The 20,983-nt window shown below is 57.1% G+C and carries 19 protein-coding genes; 1 reads left to right on the top strand and 18 read right to left on the bottom strand.

The features are described 5' to 3' along the window. Positions 1 to 15 precede the first annotated feature (15 nt). From O9H85_RS19050 to O9H85_RS18975, 16 genes are all read right to left on the bottom strand, one after another. Positions 16 to 774 carry a sugar phosphate isomerase/epimerase family protein gene (locus O9H85_RS19050; RefSeq protein ID WP_269883003.1) on the bottom strand — a complete coding sequence of 253 codons (759 nt, stop codon included), beginning with the start codon at positions 772 to 774 and terminating at the stop codon, positions 16 to 18. 112 nt (positions 775 to 886) lie between these two features. Next, positions 887 to 1,897 carry a LacI family DNA-binding transcriptional regulator gene (locus O9H85_RS19045; RefSeq protein WP_269883002.1) on the bottom strand — a complete coding sequence of 337 codons (1,011 nt, stop codon included), beginning with the start codon at positions 1,895 to 1,897 and terminating at the stop codon, positions 887 to 889. 137 nt (positions 1,898 to 2,034) lie between these two features. Further along, the gene (locus tag O9H85_RS19040; protein ID WP_269883001.1) at positions 2,035 to 3,606 is read right to left on the bottom strand and encodes a glycoside hydrolase family 28 protein; all 1,572 of its coding nucleotides are present in this window, start codon (positions 3,604 to 3,606) and stop codon (positions 2,035 to 2,037) included. A gap of 16 nt (positions 3,607 to 3,622) precedes the next feature. Continuing rightward, positions 3,623 to 4,282, bottom strand: coding sequence for a hypothetical protein (locus tag O9H85_RS19035; RefSeq protein WP_269883000.1), 660 nt, complete (start codon positions 4,280 to 4,282; stop codon positions 3,623 to 3,625). Next, positions 4,279 to 4,470, bottom strand: a complete 192-nt coding sequence (locus tag O9H85_RS19030) for a hypothetical protein (RefSeq protein ID WP_269882999.1) — start codon at positions 4,468 to 4,470, stop codon at positions 4,279 to 4,281. Before O9H85_RS19030 ends, O9H85_RS19035 begins: the two co-directional genes overlap by 4 nt. Before the next feature lie 86 nt (positions 4,471 to 4,556). Continuing rightward, on the bottom strand, positions 4,557 to 5,687 hold the full coding sequence (locus tag O9H85_RS19025) for a glycoside hydrolase family 28 protein (protein ID WP_269882998.1): 1,131 nt from the start codon (positions 5,685 to 5,687) through the stop codon (positions 4,557 to 4,559). Between the two features lie 214 nt (positions 5,688 to 5,901). Further along, a complete protein-coding gene (locus tag O9H85_RS19020) occupies positions 5,902 to 7,617 on the bottom strand; it encodes an adenine deaminase C-terminal domain-containing protein (RefSeq protein ID WP_269882997.1) in 1,716 nt (571 codons plus the stop codon). A gap of 25 nt (positions 7,618 to 7,642) precedes the next feature. Beyond that, positions 7,643 to 8,704 carry an ABC transporter ATP-binding protein gene (locus O9H85_RS19015; protein WP_269882996.1) on the bottom strand — a complete coding sequence of 354 codons (1,062 nt, stop codon included), beginning with the start codon at positions 8,702 to 8,704 and terminating at the stop codon, positions 7,643 to 7,645. A gap of 16 nt (positions 8,705 to 8,720) precedes the next feature. Further along, entirely contained in the window at positions 8,721 to 9,509 is a 789-nt protein-coding gene (locus O9H85_RS19010) for an ABC transporter permease (RefSeq protein ID WP_269882995.1), read from the bottom strand. Between the two features lie 6 nt (positions 9,510 to 9,515). Beyond that, positions 9,516 to 10,337, bottom strand: coding sequence for an ABC transporter permease (locus O9H85_RS19005; protein WP_269882994.1), 822 nt, complete (start codon positions 10,335 to 10,337; stop codon positions 9,516 to 9,518). 27 nt (positions 10,338 to 10,364) lie between these two features. Further along, positions 10,365 to 11,297 (bottom strand): nucleoside hydrolase, encoded by a 933-nt coding sequence (locus O9H85_RS19000; RefSeq protein ID WP_269882993.1) that lies wholly within the window; start codon positions 11,295 to 11,297, stop codon positions 10,365 to 10,367. A gap of 433 nt (positions 11,298 to 11,730) precedes the next feature. Then, on the bottom strand, positions 11,731 to 12,822 hold the full coding sequence (locus O9H85_RS18995; protein WP_269882992.1) for an ABC transporter substrate-binding protein: 1,092 nt from the start codon (positions 12,820 to 12,822) through the stop codon (positions 11,731 to 11,733). 255 nt (positions 12,823 to 13,077) lie between these two features. Further along, entirely contained in the window at positions 13,078 to 13,425 is a 348-nt protein-coding gene (locus O9H85_RS18990) for a DUF2294 domain-containing protein (RefSeq protein WP_269882991.1), read from the bottom strand. A gap of 537 nt (positions 13,426 to 13,962) precedes the next feature. Then, on the bottom strand, positions 13,963 to 15,009 hold the full coding sequence (locus tag O9H85_RS18985; protein WP_269882990.1) for a sensor histidine kinase: 1,047 nt from the start codon (positions 15,007 to 15,009) through the stop codon (positions 13,963 to 13,965). After that, positions 15,006 to 15,686, bottom strand: coding sequence for a response regulator transcription factor (locus O9H85_RS18980; RefSeq protein ID WP_269882989.1), 681 nt, complete (start codon positions 15,684 to 15,686; stop codon positions 15,006 to 15,008). The genes O9H85_RS18985 and O9H85_RS18980 overlap by 4 nt, the downstream gene beginning before the upstream one ends. Before the next feature lie 37 nt (positions 15,687 to 15,723). After that, a complete protein-coding gene (locus O9H85_RS18975; RefSeq protein ID WP_409348167.1) occupies positions 15,724 to 17,496 on the bottom strand; it encodes an ABC transporter ATP-binding protein in 1,773 nt (590 codons plus the stop codon). 205 nt (positions 17,497 to 17,701) lie between these two features. On the opposite strand from O9H85_RS18975, the gene O9H85_RS18970 reads away from it, so the two are divergent. Further along, entirely contained in the window at positions 17,702 to 18,529 is an 828-nt protein-coding gene (locus O9H85_RS18970) for a class I SAM-dependent methyltransferase (RefSeq protein WP_269882988.1), read from the top strand. A 650-nt stretch (positions 18,530 to 19,179) separates the two neighbouring features. On the opposite strand, the gene O9H85_RS18965 is transcribed toward O9H85_RS18970, so the two are convergent. Together O9H85_RS18965 and O9H85_RS18960 are read right to left on the bottom strand one after the other, a co-directional pair. Continuing rightward, the gene (locus O9H85_RS18965) at positions 19,180 to 20,013 is read right to left on the bottom strand and encodes a carbohydrate ABC transporter permease (protein ID WP_333474223.1); all 834 of its coding nucleotides are present in this window, start codon (positions 20,011 to 20,013) and stop codon (positions 19,180 to 19,182) included. Further along, positions 20,010 to 20,888, bottom strand: coding sequence for a carbohydrate ABC transporter permease (locus tag O9H85_RS18960; RefSeq protein WP_269882987.1), 879 nt, complete (start codon positions 20,886 to 20,888; stop codon positions 20,010 to 20,012). Before O9H85_RS18960 ends, O9H85_RS18965 begins: the two co-directional genes overlap by 4 nt. Between the last annotated feature and the right edge of the window lie 95 nt (positions 20,889 to 20,983).

Raw genomic sequence — 20,983 nt, 5'->3', positions numbered from 1 at the left:
TTCTCTCCTTTCCTGTCAGTGCCCGCAAAGCATCTTCATATAATGGGGCAGCAGCCGCTCATCGGGCAAAGAAAATTCTATGGCTCTGAGCGCCCGATCCGGAAGCTTTCTGAGCAGCTCCCGCCAAGGAGCCTCCTCATGCTCGGGAAGCGCCACGGTTTCCAGCCGGTCCCCGGCCGTAACGACATGCTTGCAGTGAATGTAGACAACATGGTCAGCCAGCAGCCGTGCCGCTTGAATCGCATCCTCCCCGCAGTAGGTCCAATTGCCAATATCGAAGGTCATCCGGATCCCCGCACCGTGCGTTGTAACCGCTTTAAAAAAGGCAGTCAGCGACTCCGTTTTTCCTCCATATGCGGTTTGGTCGTTCTCTACCGTTAAGGTAAAATCGGCACCGCCACCCGTCTTGGACCGGATCAAGGACACCAGCCTCGTCATATCCGAGGTATTCGGATCGTAGTGGCCCAGGGAGGTTTTGACCAGGCCGGCCTGCAAAACCTTAGCCTCCGATATCACCTCGAGTACAGCGCTTTCATTTAACTGCCCTTGAGGGTCCCACAGCTCTATCGGGGCGGAGTATACGCAGAACAACCCGTGTTGGTCAAGCTCCTCCCGGCATTGCCGGAGAGGTTTTTCCCCTTCCGGGAACAGCTCCCGCCGAAGCTCTACGCCAAAGGCTCCGCTCGCGGCGATTTGGCCGATGCAGCCTTCCTGACCCTTCCTGAGCAGCGTTTCGCGTTGTAAAACCGAAGTCGGTACCACGATGTCTTTCACGGTGCTCTCCTTTCCGATTGATCGAATACGATTTCATAAATCGATTTACTAAATCGGTTTAGTAACTATGTCTGAATTATAGCCGATGATTTCTCTCATTTCAAGTGGTTTTTTATGGACTTGTCCTGCCTGAGGACTCCCGGATAATCAGCCGGCATTCGAAGCGGTGCTCCTTCGGTTCACTTTCGCCCGGCGTCCGGATTTGCTGCAGCAGCAGCTCGGCGGCTTTCCTTCCCATGTCCTTGGACGGCTGGCTGATGGTCGTAAGGGAAGGCGTCGACAGATGGGCAAACGGAATATTATCGAATACGATTAGCGCCAGCTCTTCCGGTACGCGGATCGCCCTTTGCTTAACGAAGTCCAGAACCTCCAGCAGGACCAGATCGTTCGCTCCAATGATTGCCGTAGGAACGCGATCCTTGGCGAAAAGCAGTTCCAGCCGGCTGCGGATGTTCGGGATTTCCGCGCTGATCCCGAGCTCCGGGTCCCCTTCCAGCCCCAAATCCTTCAGAGCCTGCTTATATCCTTCCATGCGCTCCATGCGGGAGCTGATGGTTAAAGGCGGGGCGATCATGGCTATGCGGCGGTGTCCCTGCGAATGCAGATGCGAAACGGCCTCGTAGACGGATTCCCTGTTGTTGACGACTACCGTATCGACCTTTAAGCCCTCCACCTTGCGGTCTACGAAAACCAACGGGAATTGCTGCTTGATCAATTTTTTGTACAGCGCCCCGTTGTTCCCGGTAGGGAACAGAATGATGCCGTCCACCTGCTTGGCCAGCAGCATTTCGATATATTTTTTTTCTTTGTCGGCGTCCTCGTCGGTGTTGCAAAGAATGACGTTCATATCCTGCTCTTGAAAAAAATCTTCAATCGCACGGCAAATTTCCGTCGAGAGATGGACCATGATGTTGGCGACGATCACGCCGATGGTCGATGTCCGCTTCTGCTTCAAGCCGCGCGCCAGCGCGTTCGGGCGGTAACCCAGCGCGGCGATGGCTTCTTCGATTTTTTTGCGGGTATCCGTTCCCATGTACTCGTAGCGTTGGTTCAAAAATTGGGATACCGTGCTCTTTGACACACCCGCTTTGGAGGCTACGTCCGCAATCGTTATCTTTTCCATTCGTTTAACCTCCACTGGCGTCTGCTCCGGGGCAGCGGGATTTCAAGTTATTATACAATAGCCCGGTATGGAATGAAAGACAACCCGCACAGCGCAAATGCCCCTCTCCGGAGACCGGAAAGGAGCATTGGGACAGCTTATTCGGATTTGGGCATCTGGTTGCCGGCCGCAAAGTAATCCTCCTGCTCCCTGCCGGCGAATTGTACTGCCGTCCGGGCCCGGGAGAAGTCATTGCCGCTTACGAACAGCTCGTCCGGGTCCACCTGCTGCAGCGCCAAGAACACGCCGGTTCCCGCTTCCGCTTTGCAGCCTTCCACGCTCAGCTCCCGTACCGTATGAAGCTCGATGGCCGCTTCATCCTCTCGAGCCGGCGCTCCCCGGAAGCCGCGAACTGTCAGCCGCTCGACCTGCTCGGCATACAGGGCGTTCGACCAGTGCTCATTCGGGGTTCCGTCCCATGTAACCTCCACATCGTCCAGCTTCACGTTCGCCGCGTACCGGCAGAAGACCGCCGGGATGTGGTGGGGAAAGACGCCCCTTGCGGACGGCTGGGTATCGAATACCCCCCCGGGATAACCGCTCTTCTTCCGCATCGACAGCTTCAGTCCGCGGATGGAAATATTCTCGATGACGCTCTCCTCGGACCCTTCCAGATAAACGCCGCCTTCGGCTTCGGCCGTAATATGGTCGAAGCGGATATTCCGGATCTTGCCGGGAGCCCTGTCGCTGCCGCTTCTTCTCTCCGCCGTGATGAAGATCGGCTCACTCTTCCCCCACCAGCGCAGCGATCTTGACGTCTCCGTTTCGTCGCTGAACAACCGCGTTTCGATGAAAATATTGGAGAACAAGATATTTTCCACCGTCGCTCCGTCCCGGACCCAAATGCCAAGCCCACGGTTGGAGTTTCGAATGATACAGTTCGATACTACGATATTGCGGATATCTCCATGGGTTTCCGTCCCGATCTTCACCGCGCTGTCATGGGTAACCAGCGTGCAGTTCGTCACGGTGATGTTCTCGCAAGGGCCGTAACGCTCTGCGGCGTACTTGGTGTTTTTCACTACGATGCAGTCGTCTCCGGTCTCGATATGACAATCGGAGATGTGTACGTCCCGGCAGCCGTCCGGATCGATCCCGTCGTTGTTCGGGCCCCGCTGCTGGCCGAGAATCTTGACGGCCTGCACGTTCACTCGGCGGCAGCCGGTCAAATGAAGACCCCAGGAGGAGGCGCGGTACAGCGTCACGTCCCGGAAGAGCACATCCGTGCAGCCCTCGAAATCCACCAGCTTCGGCCGGAACGGCTTGATCGGGAGCAGCACGTAGTCGCTGCCCCCGTCTTCCACCTCCAAAAAATGCTCCCCCCGGCCGTCGATGGTGCCGGGGCCCGTAATAGCCACCTTGTCCGCATGGTGCGCGCATAGCAAGGCGTTCTTCCCCTGGCCCTCGCTGAGCGCAGAGCTGTCCGATTCCTCCCCGTACGGGGAGACGAAATCCTTCTCCTCCATGCTGCTGACGATCCTGGCCGCCGCATCCAGATGAAGGGTGATGTTCGATTTCAGCATCACCGTTCCGGACAAATAGTCTCCCTTCGGGACGAGGACCGTTCCCCCGCCCTGCTCCGCGCAATAGTCGATCGCCGCTTGAATGCTCTTCGTATCCAAGGTCACCGCGTCGCCGGCGTCGCCGAAATCCCGTATATTGACCAGCATACTGTTCCCCGCTCCTCTACTCGTTAGCCATGTCTTCATAGTACAGCGCAAAGACTGGATCAATCGGTTTGAAATATAAATGCCCGTCAGGCCAAGGCTGAAAATGCAAATCCATCCGGGCGTCGGCCCAGTTCTCGGGCGTCCCTTTGGTTTGCAATTTCTTCGAGGACAGGGGCTCCTCCATCACCTTGGGAAACTCTTGATAACCGAATAGCAGATTCTCGTGCATGGCGATGATTTCATACTTTTCTCCCGGAAAGGCCCGCTCCTCCTGCAGCTGATAATGGTAATAAATATAACTGCCGATCATCTCCGGCTTCAGATGGGCGACCCGGCCGCCCCGCCGCTCCACCGGCGACTTCCTGCGCCAATGCTCCGCCGACACGGGCTCGTTGAAATGAAACACGTCCGCCATCGGGACCCACTTCCGCTTCTCCGCTTGGCCCGGCCAATCCTCCAGGTCTTTGTGCACCCGCCCGACCAGCTCCTCCGGCACAGGCTCGCCTTCCATGCATTCCATGTATAGAAAAAGGTTCCGCTCCCAGCGGTAGACCGCCGCGGTCATCAGCCGGTCGCCGTCCACGTAAGGCCGCGCATAGCGCCCCTGCCGGATACCTTCCAGCACAGCGGCTTCCCGGCCTTCTTTCATTTGCGCCCGATAGATCACTCGTTTCATGATGCGCTCTCCTTTCCGGAATCCTGCCGCACCGTTTCCTCGGCCAGCCGCTCAAACCTCGGCAGCTCCACGCGGCTGCAGTTCTTCAGCTGCACCGGCTTCCCGTCCTGCGTCCGGACAATCACATTGTCCATCGTCCAATCCTCGGCATAAGCGATTGAGCCCGCCGTTTGCGTCTCGATAGTCACATTCCTCCAGTGAAGCCGGCGGAATCGGCTTCTCGGGGTACGCTTCCACGTCGAAAGCCTCGGACAAGCCGGCTTTGCCGTGGGCTCTATCGGTTCCGTCCGGTGAAGCGCTCTTCACGATCACATCGGAGATTTCGATGTCTCTGAAATTCGGGGATGCTCCGCTCCGGCGGCAGTACCGGTTCGGCCAGCGCCTTCCAGTGGGCTGGAATCTCTCCCTCCCAGTCGTCCGGAAGCTTCGCATAGCTGTAGCTCGGATTCCAATTCAGCTGGAAGCTGAACGGATGCGGCACGTCGATCATCTCGATATGGTGAAACCGGATGTTCTCCATGAGTCCGCCCCGGACACGCGCCGACTTCAGACGAAGCCCGTTATCCGTGCCTCTCGCCTTGATGTTATAAATCTCCACGTCCCGGACGCCGCCCGAGGTTTCGCTGCCGATCGTAATACCTCCGCCGCATCCGGTTTCGCAGTTGCGGATCACAATATGCTCCGCCGGCCGGTTCACGCGGAGGCCGTCCGAATCCCGGCCCGATTTGACGCACAGGTTATCGTCATTGCAATCGATATAGCAATTCTCGACCAGCACGTGGGAGGAGGAGTCGATATCGATCCCGTCCGAGCTCGGCCCCGGATTGTCCTTGATCGTCAGGCCGTCCGCCTTCACGCGCTCGGAATAGCAAATATGCACGTTCCAGAAGCCCGACCGGATCAGCGTCAGCCCCTCCAGCCGAATATCCGAGGAGTTAAGCACCAGCACGTTTCTCGGACGCTTGCAGTCGTAATCCACCGCCCAGTGGAGCCCCTTTGCTGTATACTCCTTCCGCATACCGCCGAGCCGGTCGGCCCCCCAATATTTATGCCACCAATACTCGCCTTGACCGTTGATCAGGCCTTCTCCGGTAATAGCCGCGTGCTGCTGGCCGCAAATATTCAGCAGTGGGCTGTGCCAGTCCATTTCAATGCCGGCGACACGCGACCATAGGGAGGGATAGGCCTCCTCGTCCACGCTCCGCGCAGCTCGACCCCTTCGGCCACATGCAGCTCCACATGGGATTTCAAGAAGACCGCCCCCGTCAGTAAAACCCCGGAGCAAAAATAACGCGACCGCCTCCGCTGCATCGATGGCCTGCTGGGTGGCTCCCGTCGAGAGGGTAACCCCATCCGGTACAGCCCCGTAGTCCGTCGTTTGGAAGTCTCGTTTGGTTGTCGTCATGGATCTTTCTCCTTAGGAATAAATAAGCCGTCATCTTATTCATACTCCCTTCCTGCCCGCAGATCAATTGCACTTTTGTGCATCGGCCCCATATTGGTCCAAGAGGGGCTTATACACTTTTGCAAAGATTAGGATCTTTTGAAGCCTCCCTGCCGGAAAGACACAAAAACCGCCGGGGGATTCGCAAATCTCCCCCGGCGGTTCTCCGTTAAACCTATTTATCGACCAATAACGGAACGACCTTGCCCGCATTCACATCGATCAGCCCGTAGTCGGTGATCTTCAGCGCCGGGCTGACCGGCAGCGAGTGCGTGCTGATGGACATGATCGGGTTGTAGTGGTTGTACCCGAGCGACTCCATCGCCTTGCGCAGCCGCTCCACCTCCGCCGCCGTCTGCTCCAGGGAAGCCTCGGTCAGAATGCCGCCGACTGGCAAATGCAGCCGAGCCAGCACCTTACCATCCTCGACGACGCAGAAGCCGCCCTGCATGCCGATCACCATATTGGCGGCGATCGTCATATCGACCGAATTCCGCCCGACCACCAGCAGGTTGTGGTTGTCGTGCGAATACGTCGTCGCCACCGCTCCGCGCTGTATCGTATCGCCGCCGATCAGGCCGAGGGCCCGGCTGCCGCCTTTACCGTACCGTTCGAAGGTAGCGATCAGGCCGTAGCCGCTGTCCTCCCAACGGAGCACCCCGCCGCGTACCTCCATCTCGGCATGATGCTCCTCCGTAAAGGTCGAGCCGTTCTTCACCAGCATGACGCGGCAAATATGACGGCCGTCCTCCAAATTGCCGAGGCGGACGGAAAAATCTTCTTCCGCAAGCGACGACAGCTGCACGCTTCTGTAATAATGTGGTGGAAAGGCCGGGTCCGATACCGGCTGAACATAAGGCCGGCGCGAATCGTAGACGCTTCGCCCTTTTTTGAACACCTGATCAATGGTCAATTCTTGTACGTCGGAAACCAGCAGGAAGTCGGCGATCTTGCCCGGAGCGATCGCTCCGCGGTCGGTCATCCGCATCCGCTTTGCCGGGGTGAAGGTGCCGGCGTAGATCGCCAGCTCCGGCTTCATGCCCATCCCGATCGCCTTGCGCACGATATGATTCAAGTGCCCCCGGCGCTGGAGCGAATCGGTCATCACGTCGTCCGTGACGAAGCAGAAATGCTCGGATATGTCGTTCCGGATCAAATAATCCATCACCTCGTCCGTCATCGATTTCTCCTGAATCTCGATGAACATCCCGGCCGCGATGCGGGCCTCCATGCCTTCGATCGATTGGTGCGTATGGTCGGAATCGACCCCGCTGTACAGAATCCGGTGCAGGTCCAGATCCAGCAGCTTCGGCACGTGGCCCTCGATAATGAGATGAGGATAATGACGCCGGATATGGTCCAAAATTCGGTTCGTCTTGCACTCGGGGTCCGTGATGACCTCCACGTAGTTCATAATCTCGCCGAGGCAGATGATCGGCTCCGTCCGCAGCAGCTCGTCGATATCCGCGATCTCGATCGCGCCTCCGGTCGTTTCGAGCGAAGTCGCCGGCACCGAGCTCGGGATGGCATAGAACATGTCGGCCACACAGCCGCGGCTTGCCTTGATCATTTCCTTCACGCCGTCCAGTCCGAACACATTGGCCATCTCGTGGGGCTCCGGAACGATCGTCGTGACGCCGTTCTTGATGAGCCCGTACGAGAACGTCTCCGGCGTTACCATCGTGCTCTCGATGTGCAGATGAATATCGATAAGTCCCGGAATCATAAACCGGCCTTGCCCCTGCAGCACTTCTTCCGCTTCGAAGCTGTCCGCTCCCCGCGGACCGATATAGAAGAACCTGCCGTCCAGCACGGCCGCATTGCCCCGCATGAACCTCTTGAAATAGCTGTTGTAAATCTGAACATCCTCAATAAGCAAATCGACGCGCATAGGTCTGACCTCCAAGTCCGCTAAACTACTCTACGAGAATCAACTTATCGGCAGGCAGCAGAAGACGAACCTCCTGCCCCGCGGTATAAGGGATTTCCATTTCCTTGTTCACGGTCAAATCGCCCAGCCCGGTTTCCACCACATACTGATAGCTCCGGCCAAGGAAGGTGCTGACCTTTACCCGTCCCGTCAGCCGGTTCTCTCCCGCCTCAAGCTCCTCGGTCGTCCCGAGAATCAGATCATCCGGGCGGATGGCGCCCTTCAGGCCCTTCTGTTCACCCCGCCCCGGTACTTTCGACGCGGCAAATGCATGGCCTTTGGCCTTGAGCGCGATCCGGTCGGCGTTCTCGGTCCGTTCGTCGAATGCGATAAAATTCGTGAAGCCGATGAACCGGGCGACGAACTCCGTCTTCGGGTATTTGAAGATGGTGGAAGGCCGGTCAAGCTGCTCGATCACGCCTTTGTTCATGATCGCCACCTGATCGGAGATCGAGAAGCATTCCTCCTGGTCATGCGATACGTAGACGGTCGTAATGCCGAGCTCCTGCTGAATGCGGCGGATCTCGACGCGCATGTTCACGCGCAGATTCGCGTCCAGGTTGCTGAGCGGCTCGTCGAACAGCAGCAGATCCGGCTCGATGACGAGCGCCCGCGCGATCGCGACCCGCTGACGCTGGCCCCCGGACAGCTCCTTCGGGAACCGCTTCTCGAAGCCCGCGAGGCTGACGGTGTCCAGAATCGCGCGCACGCGGCGGTCGAGCTCCGCCCCGCCGACCTTGCGAAGGCGCAGGCCGAAGGCGACGTTGTCGTACACGGAGAGGTGCGGGAACAGCGCATAGCTCTGGAACACGAAGCCGAAGTTCCGCTTGTTCACGGGAACCCGCGTGTAATCCTTGCCGCCGAGGGTGAAGCGGCCGTCCTTCGCCTCCAGGAAGCCGGCGATCAGCCGCAGCGTCGTCGTCTTGCCGCAGCCGCTCGGACCGAGCAGGGAGATGAGGCTTCCTTGCTCCACGTTCAGGTTGAAATCCTTCAGAATATAGTTCTGGTCATAGGCAACCGATATATTTTCCAGGGATAGTAATGCCATGGACTTCAGGCCTCCGTTATCGTTTGGTAAAGTAGGACAGCCCCATCAGACGCTCGATCAGGAACATCAGGACAGCCGTAAACAGCATGAGCAGCACCGATATGGCGGCAATCGTCGGGTCAAAATGGTTCTCCACATACGTCAGCATCTGGATCGGCAGCGTGCTGACCCCGGGTCCCGTCATGAAGACGGAAATATCGACGTTGTTGAACGATTCCAGGAACGCGATGAGCACCGCGGCGATAATGCCGGACTTGATGTTCGGGAGCACGACCTTGAAGAACGTCTTCAGGTGCCCCGCCCCGAGGCTGAGCGCCGCTTCCTCCACTGCGAAATCGAAGTTCGACAGGCTCGACGCGATGACGCGGATAATGAACGGCAGCATGATGACCGTATGCCCGAACAAGAGCGCCGCATAGATCGGCAGATGGTACGTGGCGATCAAATATTTCAGCATCGTGAAGCCGAGCACGATCCCGGGAATGAGCACCGGGGAGATGAAGAGCGCATTCAGCGCCTCCTTCCCCTTGAACTGGAACCGGCTCAGCGCATAGGCCGCCGGAACCCCGAGCAGCAGCGCCAGCACGTTGCCCGCCAAGGAGACGAGAATGGACGTATAGAACGTCTTCATGAACAGGCTGACTTCCAGAATATTGCGGTACCACTTGAACGAGAGTCCGGTGGGCGGAAATTTCAGGACGCTCCCCGGCTCGAACGAAGCGGCGGCGATAATGACAAGCGGGCCGAGCAGGAACATATACACCAGCAGCGTAAACAGGCCCAGTCCGCGATTGTTCTCCTTCATCCCTTCCTACCCCTTCGGATTCAATTTGTTGGCGATCTTATTCATGATGCCGATGACGAGGAACGTAATGACGATCATGATCGTGGCGATGACCGAAGCCGAATACCAGTCGTTGAGCGTAATCGCGTTCTGGTACAGGAACGTCGAGATCACCCGCTGCTTGCCCCCGAGCAGGGCCGGTGTCGTATAAGCCGTCAGGCTGCCGACGAACACCAGGATGCTGCCGATGATGAGGCCCGGCACGCTGAGCGGCACGATCACCTGGCAGAACGCCTTGAAACGGCCCGCCCCGAGGCTTTCCGCGGCCTTCACCAGATCCGGATCGATGTTCTCCATGACGCCGACCAGCGTAATAATAATGAGCGGCAGGAACAAATGGACGAGGCCGATCATCATCGCCGCCGGCGTATACAGAATGTCCAGGGGCTCCTTGATGAGACCGATCGCGATCAGGGCGTTATTAAGCAGTCCCTTCTTGCCGAGAATGATCATCCAGCTGAACGAACGGACGACGGAGCTTGTAAGCAGTGGGAAGATCGCCAGCGCCAGCAGCAACCCCTTGCGTCTTGCGCCCTGGCGCGAGATGTAGTAGGCGACTGGGAAGCCGAGCAGAATGCACAGCGCCGTCGTCACCAGGCTGACCCGGAGGGTCGTCCATAAGATTTTGATAAAATACGGGTCCCGGAAAAAGTGCAAATAGCCGCCGAGCGAGATCCGCCCCTGATCCGCAAAGGTCGAGCCTATCGTGAGAACGATCGGAACCAGCATGAATACGGCCAGGAACAAGAAGCCCGGCAGCAGCAATAGGGATAAGTACGTCTTCTTCATGTCAGAATTCTCCTGTTCCTTAGATCCTTAGGCCCGCAGCGTACGGGTAAACAGCTGAAGAAAGGCGTCCGCGTCGACGTCCGTGCATACCTGCACGTTAGGCTCCCGGCCCAGCCGGTTCTGGAAATCGCAGACCGTCTGCCCGTCGCACAGCTCGCTTCTCGTCTCGACATCGACATAGTACGGACGGGTCGTCACGAGCTCCCGGTTCAGGGCTACGCCGACCGCCAGCGGATCGTGCAGCGCGCACGCCCGCACGCCGTTGCGCTCGTGGTAACGCTTCATGTAATCGGCAGTGCTCACCCACACGTAATCGGCAAGCGGGCTGTCGCCCAGCTCGCGAAGATGCTCTTCGGTCAGCAGCGCGCGCCGCGTCACGTCCAGCCCGACCAGGGTAAGCGACGGGAATCCGGCTTGCATCACCAGCTTCGCGGCTTCCGGATCGACGTAAATGTTGTATTCCGCCGTCGGGGTCACGTTGCCGAAGCCGGATACGACGCCGCCCATCACGATCACCTCGCGCACCTCACGGACCAGCTCCGGATATTTCATCAAAGCGATTGCAAGGTTCGTCAGCGGCGCCGTCATCACCAGCGTCACTTCGCCGGGATGTTTCCGCACCTGCTCGATGATATAATCGGGCCCGAACCCCTCGAACGGCTGCGTATGCACCGGCATGTCGCGCAGCGCCCCGCCGATCCCGTCGGCCCCGTGCACCCGATGCTCGAAGTGCGCCGGCCGCATCAAGGGCTTGTTCGCTCCCTTAATGACGGGGATATGCCGGTCCATGCCCGCCAGCTGCAGAATCTTGCAAGTATTCACGGTCGCCTGATCCAGCGAGACGTTCCCGTTCACCGTCGTGATGCCGAGAATGTCCAGCTGTCCGCTGAAGATCGCCAGCAGCATACCAAGCGCATCATCCACCCCCGTATCGACGTCGAGGATGACCTTCTTTTGCATCCCAAATTCCCCTTTCCGGTTGAAGTGCCTGCCGCTTGCTCCGTTCGATCAGGATAAACGGCTACGCCGTCCAGGCTGTAGAGAAACCCATGAAATAGAGAAATCTGCCTTGGTACCCGGTGGGGTATCCCCTTCCGGCCGCTGTTGTTATCGGAAAACTTTCAATTAATACTTTATACAGCGGTAATTTTCCGATAACAAAGGCGGACGCTATCGCTCCTACAGGGGATACCCCACCTACACCTTTGGCATTTTTCAGCATATTAGGGTTTCTCGTCAATCTGAACGGCTACGCCGTCCTTGACTTACAAGGACTAGCGCGTTTATCAAGGTTGATGCGAAGCTATAAGTTCCGAAAACTTATAAATTGGTATCGACGGACAAAATTCAAGGGTACATGCTTCATCGACACATACCCTTGAAATGTCCGATATTATTGGGTGACTTCGCGGTTCCAGCGGTCAATCCAGCTCTTGAGGTTCTGGTTGACGAATTTCATGTCCAGCTTGCGGAGCTTGTTCACGACGTCGGCGCCGTACGTAATGCCTTTCGTGTCGTCACCCGTAAGCTGCATCGTCGTGTTGACCGGGGAGTCAACCTTCGCTTTGGCCGACTTCTCCTGCACTTCCTTGCTCAGATGCCAGTTGATGAAGTCCTCGGCCAGCTGCTTGTTCTTGCTGCCCTTGACCACGTTGACCGTGTTCATGATCGCATATCCGCCTTCCTGCGGCGTAACGAATTTGGCATCAGGCACAGCGGCTTTGATATCCTTCATGTACATTTCCATGATCGGTCCCGCGGCGATCTCGCCTTGCGCGAACATATTCACGAATTCGGAGGTTTGTCCGTAATATTTCACGACGCCTTTGTTCAGCTCTTTCATCTTGGCAAAAGCCTTATCCGCGTCGAACTTCGTGCTTCCCGCAGCAACCGAAGCCATATCGAGCATCATCGGACCGCTGGTAGAGGTAATGTTCGGAATCGTCAGCTTTTTGGCCAGCCCCGGGCTCCACAGGTCGCTCCACGATTTGATCTCCATGCCCGCCGTCTTCGGATTGTACGCGATGCCGAGCTGTCCAATCGTGTAAGCCGGACCGTAGTCCTCGCCGAGCGGCGCCTTCGCCAGGTCGTAAATGTCCTTCAGGTTCGGGATGCGGCTGCGGTCGATCTTCTCAAACAAGCCTGCCTCGATCCCCTGCTGCGCGTAATAGTCGGACAGGTAGATCAGGTCCACATTCGAGGTGCCCTGACGCACTTTGTTGAGCCGGTCGCTGTTGTTGCCCGTATCGAGCACGATCTTCACGTTATGCGCCTTCTCAAACGGAGCGTACACTTCCTTCTTGAAGAAATCGTCGGAGAAGCCCCACGTGGAGATCACGAGCTGCGTCGGTTCGCCCTTCGGAGCCGTCGTACCCGCAGCCGCGCCGGAGCCCGCCTGGTCCTTGGCCGGTGCGCCGCAGCCGGTCAAAGCGAGACCTATTAAAGATAGAGAAAGTAAGCCGCGAACCATTTGTTTTTTCATCATCAATCGTCCTCCCGGAATGGAACATTAAGATAAGATGCTCTTTGTAAACCCTGAACCCCTTGCAAAATTTGTACTAGTATTTGTGACGAGATTCAAACTAAACCACAATGTTCTATATAATAAAGAAAAAGCACCCTTGTAGAAAAAAAGCTTCTAACAAGAGCACTTTTCATTGTAAACAATGAGCAAGCGACATCCGTTCGTATTCGTTGCGGTTTCCTCTTAAGATAGATCAAAAGAGAAACGCCGGCTGCGCTATTCGGTTTCTTTCAAAATCACGTTCGTGATGGCCCACTGCGTGGGAGGATCGTAATCGCGGAGCACCGCTTCGATCGAGAGCCCCAGCTCCTGCTCCAGCTTCTCCCTCACCCGCTTCTTGTAGATCGACGACATGTAGAAGTCGACCTCGTGCTTCAGCGTGGGAGCTTCCCCCTCCAGCGCCGTAGAGCGCGGAGAACGCCGGTGCTTGGCATGGAACGTAACGATGTTCTGATCGATTGATGCTTTCAGCAGGGTCGTGCCGAACCCGAACAACTCTTTGGCAACCTCATTGTACAAGTGACATAGCTTCTTCTTGTATTCGTTAGAGTCTATTACGGGCATGGGATCACCTTCTAGAGCCAAAATCGATCCGGATGGTTTGATCTTCAATCTATATTAATAATACATAGGATTACCGAATTTATCAACCCAATCGTTCGTCTTTTTTGTCTTAAATCTTGCGCGTATGCGGTGCCATAAAGAGATAAGTCTATTTTTTCCGAATACTTCCTTCCATACTTGTACCTTTCGTGTAAGATGCATTTTCGGCTCTTCTTGCCAGGATAAACGTCTACGCCGTCCTTGTCTTACAACTTATCAACTAAAAAAAGCCCTCTTGGCCCCGTTTCGGGAAAAATCCCCGATACGGCACCAAGAGGGCTGTATGATTAGGTTACATCTGTACCTTGACCGTCGCTTGGCCAACGATAAGAACTCCGTTTTCATATCCCCTGAACACTAACGTCGCCTCGGAGCCGGTCCAATTGAAATCCGAACGTTCGAATTTGAACTGCCCGTTCCCGGTTGTGCCAGTTCTACAGAGTGAGCTTATGCGGTTCAGGCCCTTTGGCTTTGCGTCTCCCTCTGCGCTGCGGGGAATTAAGGAAGTCGAACGATAAAGACGGAGCCTTCTCCGAGCCGGCTCCGCACCTCCACCGAGCCTTGGTGCAGCTCCACGATTTTCTTCACGATGGACAGGCCAAGACCGCTGCCGCCCAAGGCCCGGTTCCGGGAAGGGTCGGCCTTGAAGAACCGCTCGAAGACGTGTGCCTGATCCTCCTCCGACATGCCGATACCCGTATCGGAAATCTCCACCTTCGCCGCTTCGGCCTGAAACGTCAGTGTCACGCCGATCGTACCGCCGGGCGGTGTAAACTTGATCGCGTTATAGAGAAGATTCGTCCATACCTGGCTCAGCAAATCCTCGTCTCCGGTGCAGAAGCCGGGTGCAAGATCGATGTTTAAGTCAATCCCCTTCTCCATCCACTGCGGCTCGCAGGCCAGAATAAGATTGCGCAGCTGTTTATCCAGACGGAAGCGCTTCGGTTCGAAAGGATGGTGCTGTGATTCCAGCGAGGTCAGCTTCATCAGATTGTCGCTCAGCTTGGACAAGCGCCGGCTCTCCGCTTCGATAATCCCGAGGTAATGCCTGCGTTCCTCGGAGGTGAGCTCCTCGCTTTGCAGCAGGCGGGAGAAGCCGCTGATGGAGGTCAGCGGAGACTGAATTTCATGAGATACATTCGAGATGAACTCCTGCCGCATCTTCTCGATCTGCCCCAGCTCGACGGCCATGTGGTTGAAGCTGTCGACCAGCTCGTGAAACGGCGCCTCCTGGCCGCCTGCATCGAGGGCGACGTCGAATTCACCCTTAGCGATCCGTCGAACGGCATCGATCAGATTTTTGAAGAAATCGATCTGCCTGGAGTGGATCATTCGTCCCACAATGTACATCGTTGCGCCCCAGAGCACAAACCCGACAACTGAGGTCAACAGCTGGCTGGCCCAAGCCCCGGGATACCAGCCGATCCGGCCATACACCGCGTTACCCGCAAAAAAAGCGGCTGACCAATAAACGAACAAAAGCAGAAATACGCCGGCCACCTTCAAGAAGCCGATCCATCCCTGCCTTCGGGTACGCTTCGTCACGAGGGCTGCACCTCCTCCAGACGGTATCCGAGCCCGCGGATCGTGCTGATCCGGAACCGGTGACGTTCTTCGGGGAAACGCTCGCGCAGCCGGTTGATATGCACGTCCACCGTCCGTTCGTTGCCCTCGTAATCGAATCCCCAGATTTGCTCGATGAGCTGGTCCCGCGAGAACGTCTTGCCGGGGTAGCTCGCCAGCTTGTAGAGCAGCTCGAACTCCTTCAGCGGCAGCGTCACGCTCCTGGCTCCGGCCGATACCTCGAAGGTGTTTCGGTTCATGATTAAATCGCCGATATGCACCGTCTGAGAGGCTGCGATCTGGTAGCGCTTCAGCAGCGCCTTCACCCGCATCACGAGCTCCACCGGCTCGAACGGCTTGACGAGATAGTCGTCGGTGCCCAGCTCGAAGCCCTTCACCTTCTGCGAGGTTTCCCCCTTTGCGGTCAGCATGATCAGGGGAAGATCATAATGCTCCCGGAGCTCCCGGCACAGCTCCCAACCGTCCATGTTCGGCATCATGACGTCCAGGATGACGAGGTCCGCCTGCATCTTCTCCAGTACGGCCAGCGCCTCCTTTCCGTCCGAGGCCTCCGACACCGCGAAGCCTTCCTTCTGCATAAACACCCGGACCAGCTCCCGGATATGGGGATCATCGTCCACGACCAGGATTCGAGCCATTCCTCTATCCCTCCGCTCTGTTAAAAATTCCGCGCGCCTACAGGGCGCCCTGGGGTTCCGCCGCCAGCTTCAGCTGCTGCGCGGCGAACTGGCGGTACATCTCATGCATCGCCAGCAGCTGCTCGTGGGTGCCGGTGCCCGTTACGACGCCTTTCTCCAGAAAGACAATGCGGTCCGCATCCACGACCGTGGACAGCCGGTGAGCGATCACCAGCGTCGTCCGGCCCTGCATCAGATTGCCGAGCGCCTGCTGCACGACCGCCTCGGACCGGCTGTCGAGACTGGAGGTCGCCTCGTCTAGCATCAGGATCTTCGGATTGCGCAGCAGCGCCCGGGCGATGGCGATGCGCTGGCGCTGCCCGCCCGACAGCTTGATGCCGCGCTCACCCACCTCGGTCTCATACTTCTCTGGGAGCTCTTCGATAAATGTATCGGCATACGCCATGCGGGCCGCCTGCGCCAGCTCCTCCGCGCTCACTTCCCGCTGCATGCCGTAGCAAATGTTATCACGGATCGTGCCTGCGATCAGCGGGCTCTCCTGGGACACATATCCGATCTGGTTTCTCCAGGAGGCCAGCGAGTAGCGGCCGATCGACGTATCGCCAAGCCGGATCTCTCCGGCCAGCGGCGTGTAGAACCGCTCGAGGAGCGAGAACAAGGTCGTCTTCCCGCTGCCGCTCGGACCGACGATCGCCGTCACCTTGCCCGTCTCCATCGTGAAGCTCACATCCTTCAATATCGGCTCATCCGGCTTATAGCCGAAAGTCACCCGCTCCACTCGCAGCGACTGTCCCGCATCGGTTACCCGATCCCCTGCTTCCGGGTTTTCTTCTTCGTCCTCCAGCACCTTCACGATCATATCCGTGGCGCCCATCGTCTTCTGCAGCTGCGTGAAGAAGGTGGAGATTTGCGTCAGCGGCAGCACGATCTGGAACAAATACAGCATGAAGGCCACCAATTGTCCGGCCGAGATCGCGCCGGAAGCGACCCGCATGCCGCCGTAGCCGAACAACACTACGAGCAGCATCAGCAGGACGAAGGAAATGAGCGGCGCCATCATCGCCTGCACGGTGCCTTCCCTGAGCCCGAACCGGAACAAGCTGCGGATGGCCGTATCGCCCCGCTCCAGTTCAACCGACTCGGCGCCCGCCGCTTTGACCAGCCGGATCTCGGACAGCACCCGGTTCAGAACGGAGGTAAACTTCGCCGTTTCCTGCTGTGTGTCTTTGGAAAAGGTGTACATCCGGCGGGCCAACGGAAACAGGATGAGGAAGGCCAGCGGGAATACGCTGAACATAATGAGCGTCATGCGCCAATCCATATACAGCAGCACGGCGATCGATCCGACAATGGAGATGATCCCGGTAATGAATCCGGTCGTATGCTCCGTAATGAGGCCTTTGATCACCGACGTATCGTTCGTCATCCGGCTGATCGTATCCCCGGTCCTGTGACGGTCGTAATAGGGCACCGGCAGCACCAGAAGCTTGTGCCACAGCCGCTCCCGAATCCCGGCCACCACATGATGGCCTATATAATTGAGCAAATAAACCGATACCCCGCCCGCGGCCGCCTGCGCGAGAAACGCTCCCGCCATGGCGGCGATTTGCCCAGGGCTTAAAGAGCTGACCGAGAAGCTGTCGACCGCATTCTTCGTGAAGAGCGGGATCAGCAGCCCTACCAGCGTAGAGATCAAGCTAAGACCCAGGGCGATCGACAGCGCAGCCTTGGGCGGACGGGTTTGTCTGACAAGCTGTATAAGAGAGCGCCAGTTGCCGTTGCTTGCCGCGCTATTCTTCATATCGTTCATCGTTTTCATTCTCCTTTTGCAGGATCGGTAAACCGAACCTTGTGTGATGACAAGAGGTAGTATATCTTGCTTTTATGAACGGAATTTAAACAAATCCGGCTGCAAAAAGCGTTGTATCCCTCAGCCGCCGCTTGATACAATGAAAGCGGCAGCAGCAGCGGGGTGAGCCCTGCTGAACCTCTATTACAGAATGGAGAATGCGTTCATGATACCCGAAGGCAATGTGCAAAGCAATGTAGACCGTTTCTCGGGCTTTGAAGACGATTACGACCGGTACCGCCCCGCCGCGCCGCAGCAGGTCGCGGAGATCCTTACGGCTTATCTCGGAACGCGGCCGCGTCTTGTCGCGGACCTCGGCTGCGGCACCGGATTGTCCACGTTCCTATGGGCGAATCAGGCGGAGCGCGTCATCGGCATCGAACCGAATGACGACATGCACGGCAAAGCTGTCAAGAAGCTGTCCCATGATCACGCGGATGCGAGCGGAACCGTTTCTTTTCGCGCGGGCTATTCCAATCAGCTCGATCTGGAATCCGGAAGCGCGGATCTCGTGACCTGCTCGCAGTCGTTCCACTGGATGGAGCCGGTCAGCACGCTGCTGGAAGCATCCCGGGTACTGACGGAAGGAGGCATCTTCGCATGCTACGATTGCGACTGGCCGCCGACCTTCAACTGGACGCTGGAGGAGGCCTATAACCGGCTGATCGACAAGGCCGACGCCATTCTGGCGAAGCTCGTGGACGAAGGCAGGCGGGCGAAGAAGTGGAGCAAGGAAGGGCATTTGCGGCAAATACGGGAGAGCGGGAGGTTCCGGTTCACGAAGGAGATCGTCTTCCACAACAAGGAGGCGTGCGACGCGGAGCGTTTCGTCGGACTGGCGCTCAGCCAGGGCGGGCTGCAGTCGGTCTTGAAGACGGGCTCCACTGCACTGGACGCCGATATTCAGGCGTTTACTTCCCAGGCGGAGCAATATTTTGCAGGGAGAACGCTCGATATCTTATTCAGCTACCGGATGCGGCTCGGCGTGAAGTAACGGGTACTGAAGGTATGAGGAAGTGCTGGCGGATGAACGCTGAAGGTTCGAGGGTTCGGGACGGCGCTGGGTCATCGGCACAAGTACCGACTGGAAGTGCGTTTATTCTCTAATTCCTCCCTTCGGGGTCCGGTTTTCGGGGCACATTTGGGGGGGAATCCGGATCGTAAAGGAGGCTTACAGCCGGCAATACCGAGAACCCCCGTCTGTAATGAGTCTAGGTTCATTAATAAGGAGCCCAAGTTCACTAAGCTGGGAGTCAGCCCGAATATCTGCGGAGCCCTCTCTGTAGTGAGTCTAGGTTCATTAATAAGGAAACCTACGTTCATTAAAAGGGGATTAGCCGCCGTTTGGAACACGATAATGAACTTCAGGGTACATTTAGAGAATCTAGATTCAGTTGTAAGGTACGCGAGTTCACTACAGCCCGAATATCTGCGGAGACCCCTACTGTAGCGAGTCTAAGTTCATTAATACGGAACCTAGGTTCACTAAGCAGGTAGCCAGCCGTCGTTTGGATCACGATAGTGAACTTCAAGGTACATATAGCACTTTCTGGTGCAGCCGTTAGCGCGTTTAGCACTACAGCCACAAACAAACAAAACATACACACAACCAAACCGCCCGGTCTCCCAGGCGGTTTGGCTGCTTTAACCCTTCACGGCGCCGGCCGTGATGCCTTGAATAATGTAGCGCTGCATCGACAGGAAGAAGATGAGGATCGGCACGACGGCCATCGTCAGCGCCGCCATCGCGAGGTGCCATTCGTTCGTGTACTGCCCGAAATAAACGGACGAGGCGAGCGGAATCGTCTGGTTCTTCTTGGAGCTGAGCGTAATGAGCGGTAGCAGAAAATCGTTCCAGATCCACAGCGAATGCAGAATCGCGATCGTCGTAGTGATCGGCTTCAGCAGCGGCAGCAGAATCCGGAAGTAGACGCCGAACGCCCCGCTCCCGTCGATATGGGCCGCTTCCTCCAGCTCGCGCGGAATCGCCTTGATAAAGCCGTGGTACAGGAACAGCGCCAGCGGAATGCCGAAGCCCCAATACATGATGATGATGCCGTGCATCGTATTGATCAGGCCCATATCCTTGGCGACCTTGACCAGCGGAATCATCATCGTCTGGAACGGGATGACGAGCGACGACAGGATCGCGAGGAAGATGATCTGGCTGACGACGCCCGGACGGCGCACCAATTGATATGCTGCGGCCGAGCTGATCAGCAGGATCCCGGATACGGAGACTACGGTAATGATCAAGGAGTTCATGAACACGCCGAAGAAGTTGATCTGCTTCCAGACGGCGGCGAAATTCTTGAATTGGAACACGTGCGGCAGCGCCACGGTCGAGGTCACGACCTCGTTGTACGTTTTGAACCCGTTGACGAACGTCATGTACAGCGGGAAGAAGAACAGAACGGCGAGCGCGATCATGAGCAGCTCGAGCACGAATTTCCCCGAGGTATATCCATCCCTTCTCACATCTCCACCTCCCTGCGTTTCATCACGGCAACCTGCACCAGCGTCACCGAAGCCAGCACGAGGAAGAAAATAACCGCCTTAGCCGAAGCATACGTGAACAGATTTTTCGTAAAGGCGTCCAAATAAATATGGTAGGCGATCGATTCGGTCGACCCGAACGGGCCGCCCTTCGTGAGCGCGAAGTTCAGATCGAAGCCCTTGAACCCGTTCGAGATGGCGAGGAACAAATTGATCGTCATCGCCGGGCGGATCAGCGGCAGCACCACGTGCCAGAACCGGCTCAGGCGCCCCGCTCCGTCCATCTCGGCCGCTTCCAGCATATCCTTAGGCACGCCCTGAAGTGCCGCCAAGTAGATTACCATGAAATAGCCGGCGGAATGCCACACCGTCACGATCACAAGCGACCAGAAGGCATAGTCGGGAAGACTAAGCCAATTTTTTTGGAACAGCAGTAAACCCGTTGCTTTGCCGATCTCCCCGAACAAGCGGGTAATAATGAACTGCCAAATGAACCCGATGATGACCGGCCCGATGACATAAGGCAAGAAAAATGCGGTGCGCAGCACATTTCGCGTCTTGAGCGCCATGTTCAGCACGAGGGCAAGCAGCAGCCCGAACACGTTCAGCAATATCGCGGTTACCGCCACATACCGGAGCGTAAACGAGAACGATTTCAAGAAACCGGTGTCGCTGACAAGCTTCTGGTAATTGCTCCAGCCGGCCCAGCGGATATTGCTGCTGATACCGTTCCAGTCCTGGAACGAGAACAGGATGGCCCGGACGAACGGCACGAGGATCACCATCGTGAAAAAAATAACCGCCGGCGCGACAAAAGCCGCGTAGATGAGAAGCTGCCGGGTTTTGGTCTTGGTCATTCGCCTTCCTCATCCTTTCCTTAAGAGTAAACAAGAGGAACAGCGGGCGACAGACTCCGCTTCGGAAGTCCTGCACCCTGCCGTTCCCCCTCATG

The sequence above is a fragment of the Paenibacillus gyeongsangnamensis genome, from assembly GCF_027533625.1.
GTDB lineage: Bacteria > Bacillota > Bacilli > Paenibacillales > NBRC-103111 > Paenibacillus_G > Paenibacillus_G gyeongsangnamensis.
This window is presented reverse-complemented; position numbering and strand designations above follow the sequence as displayed.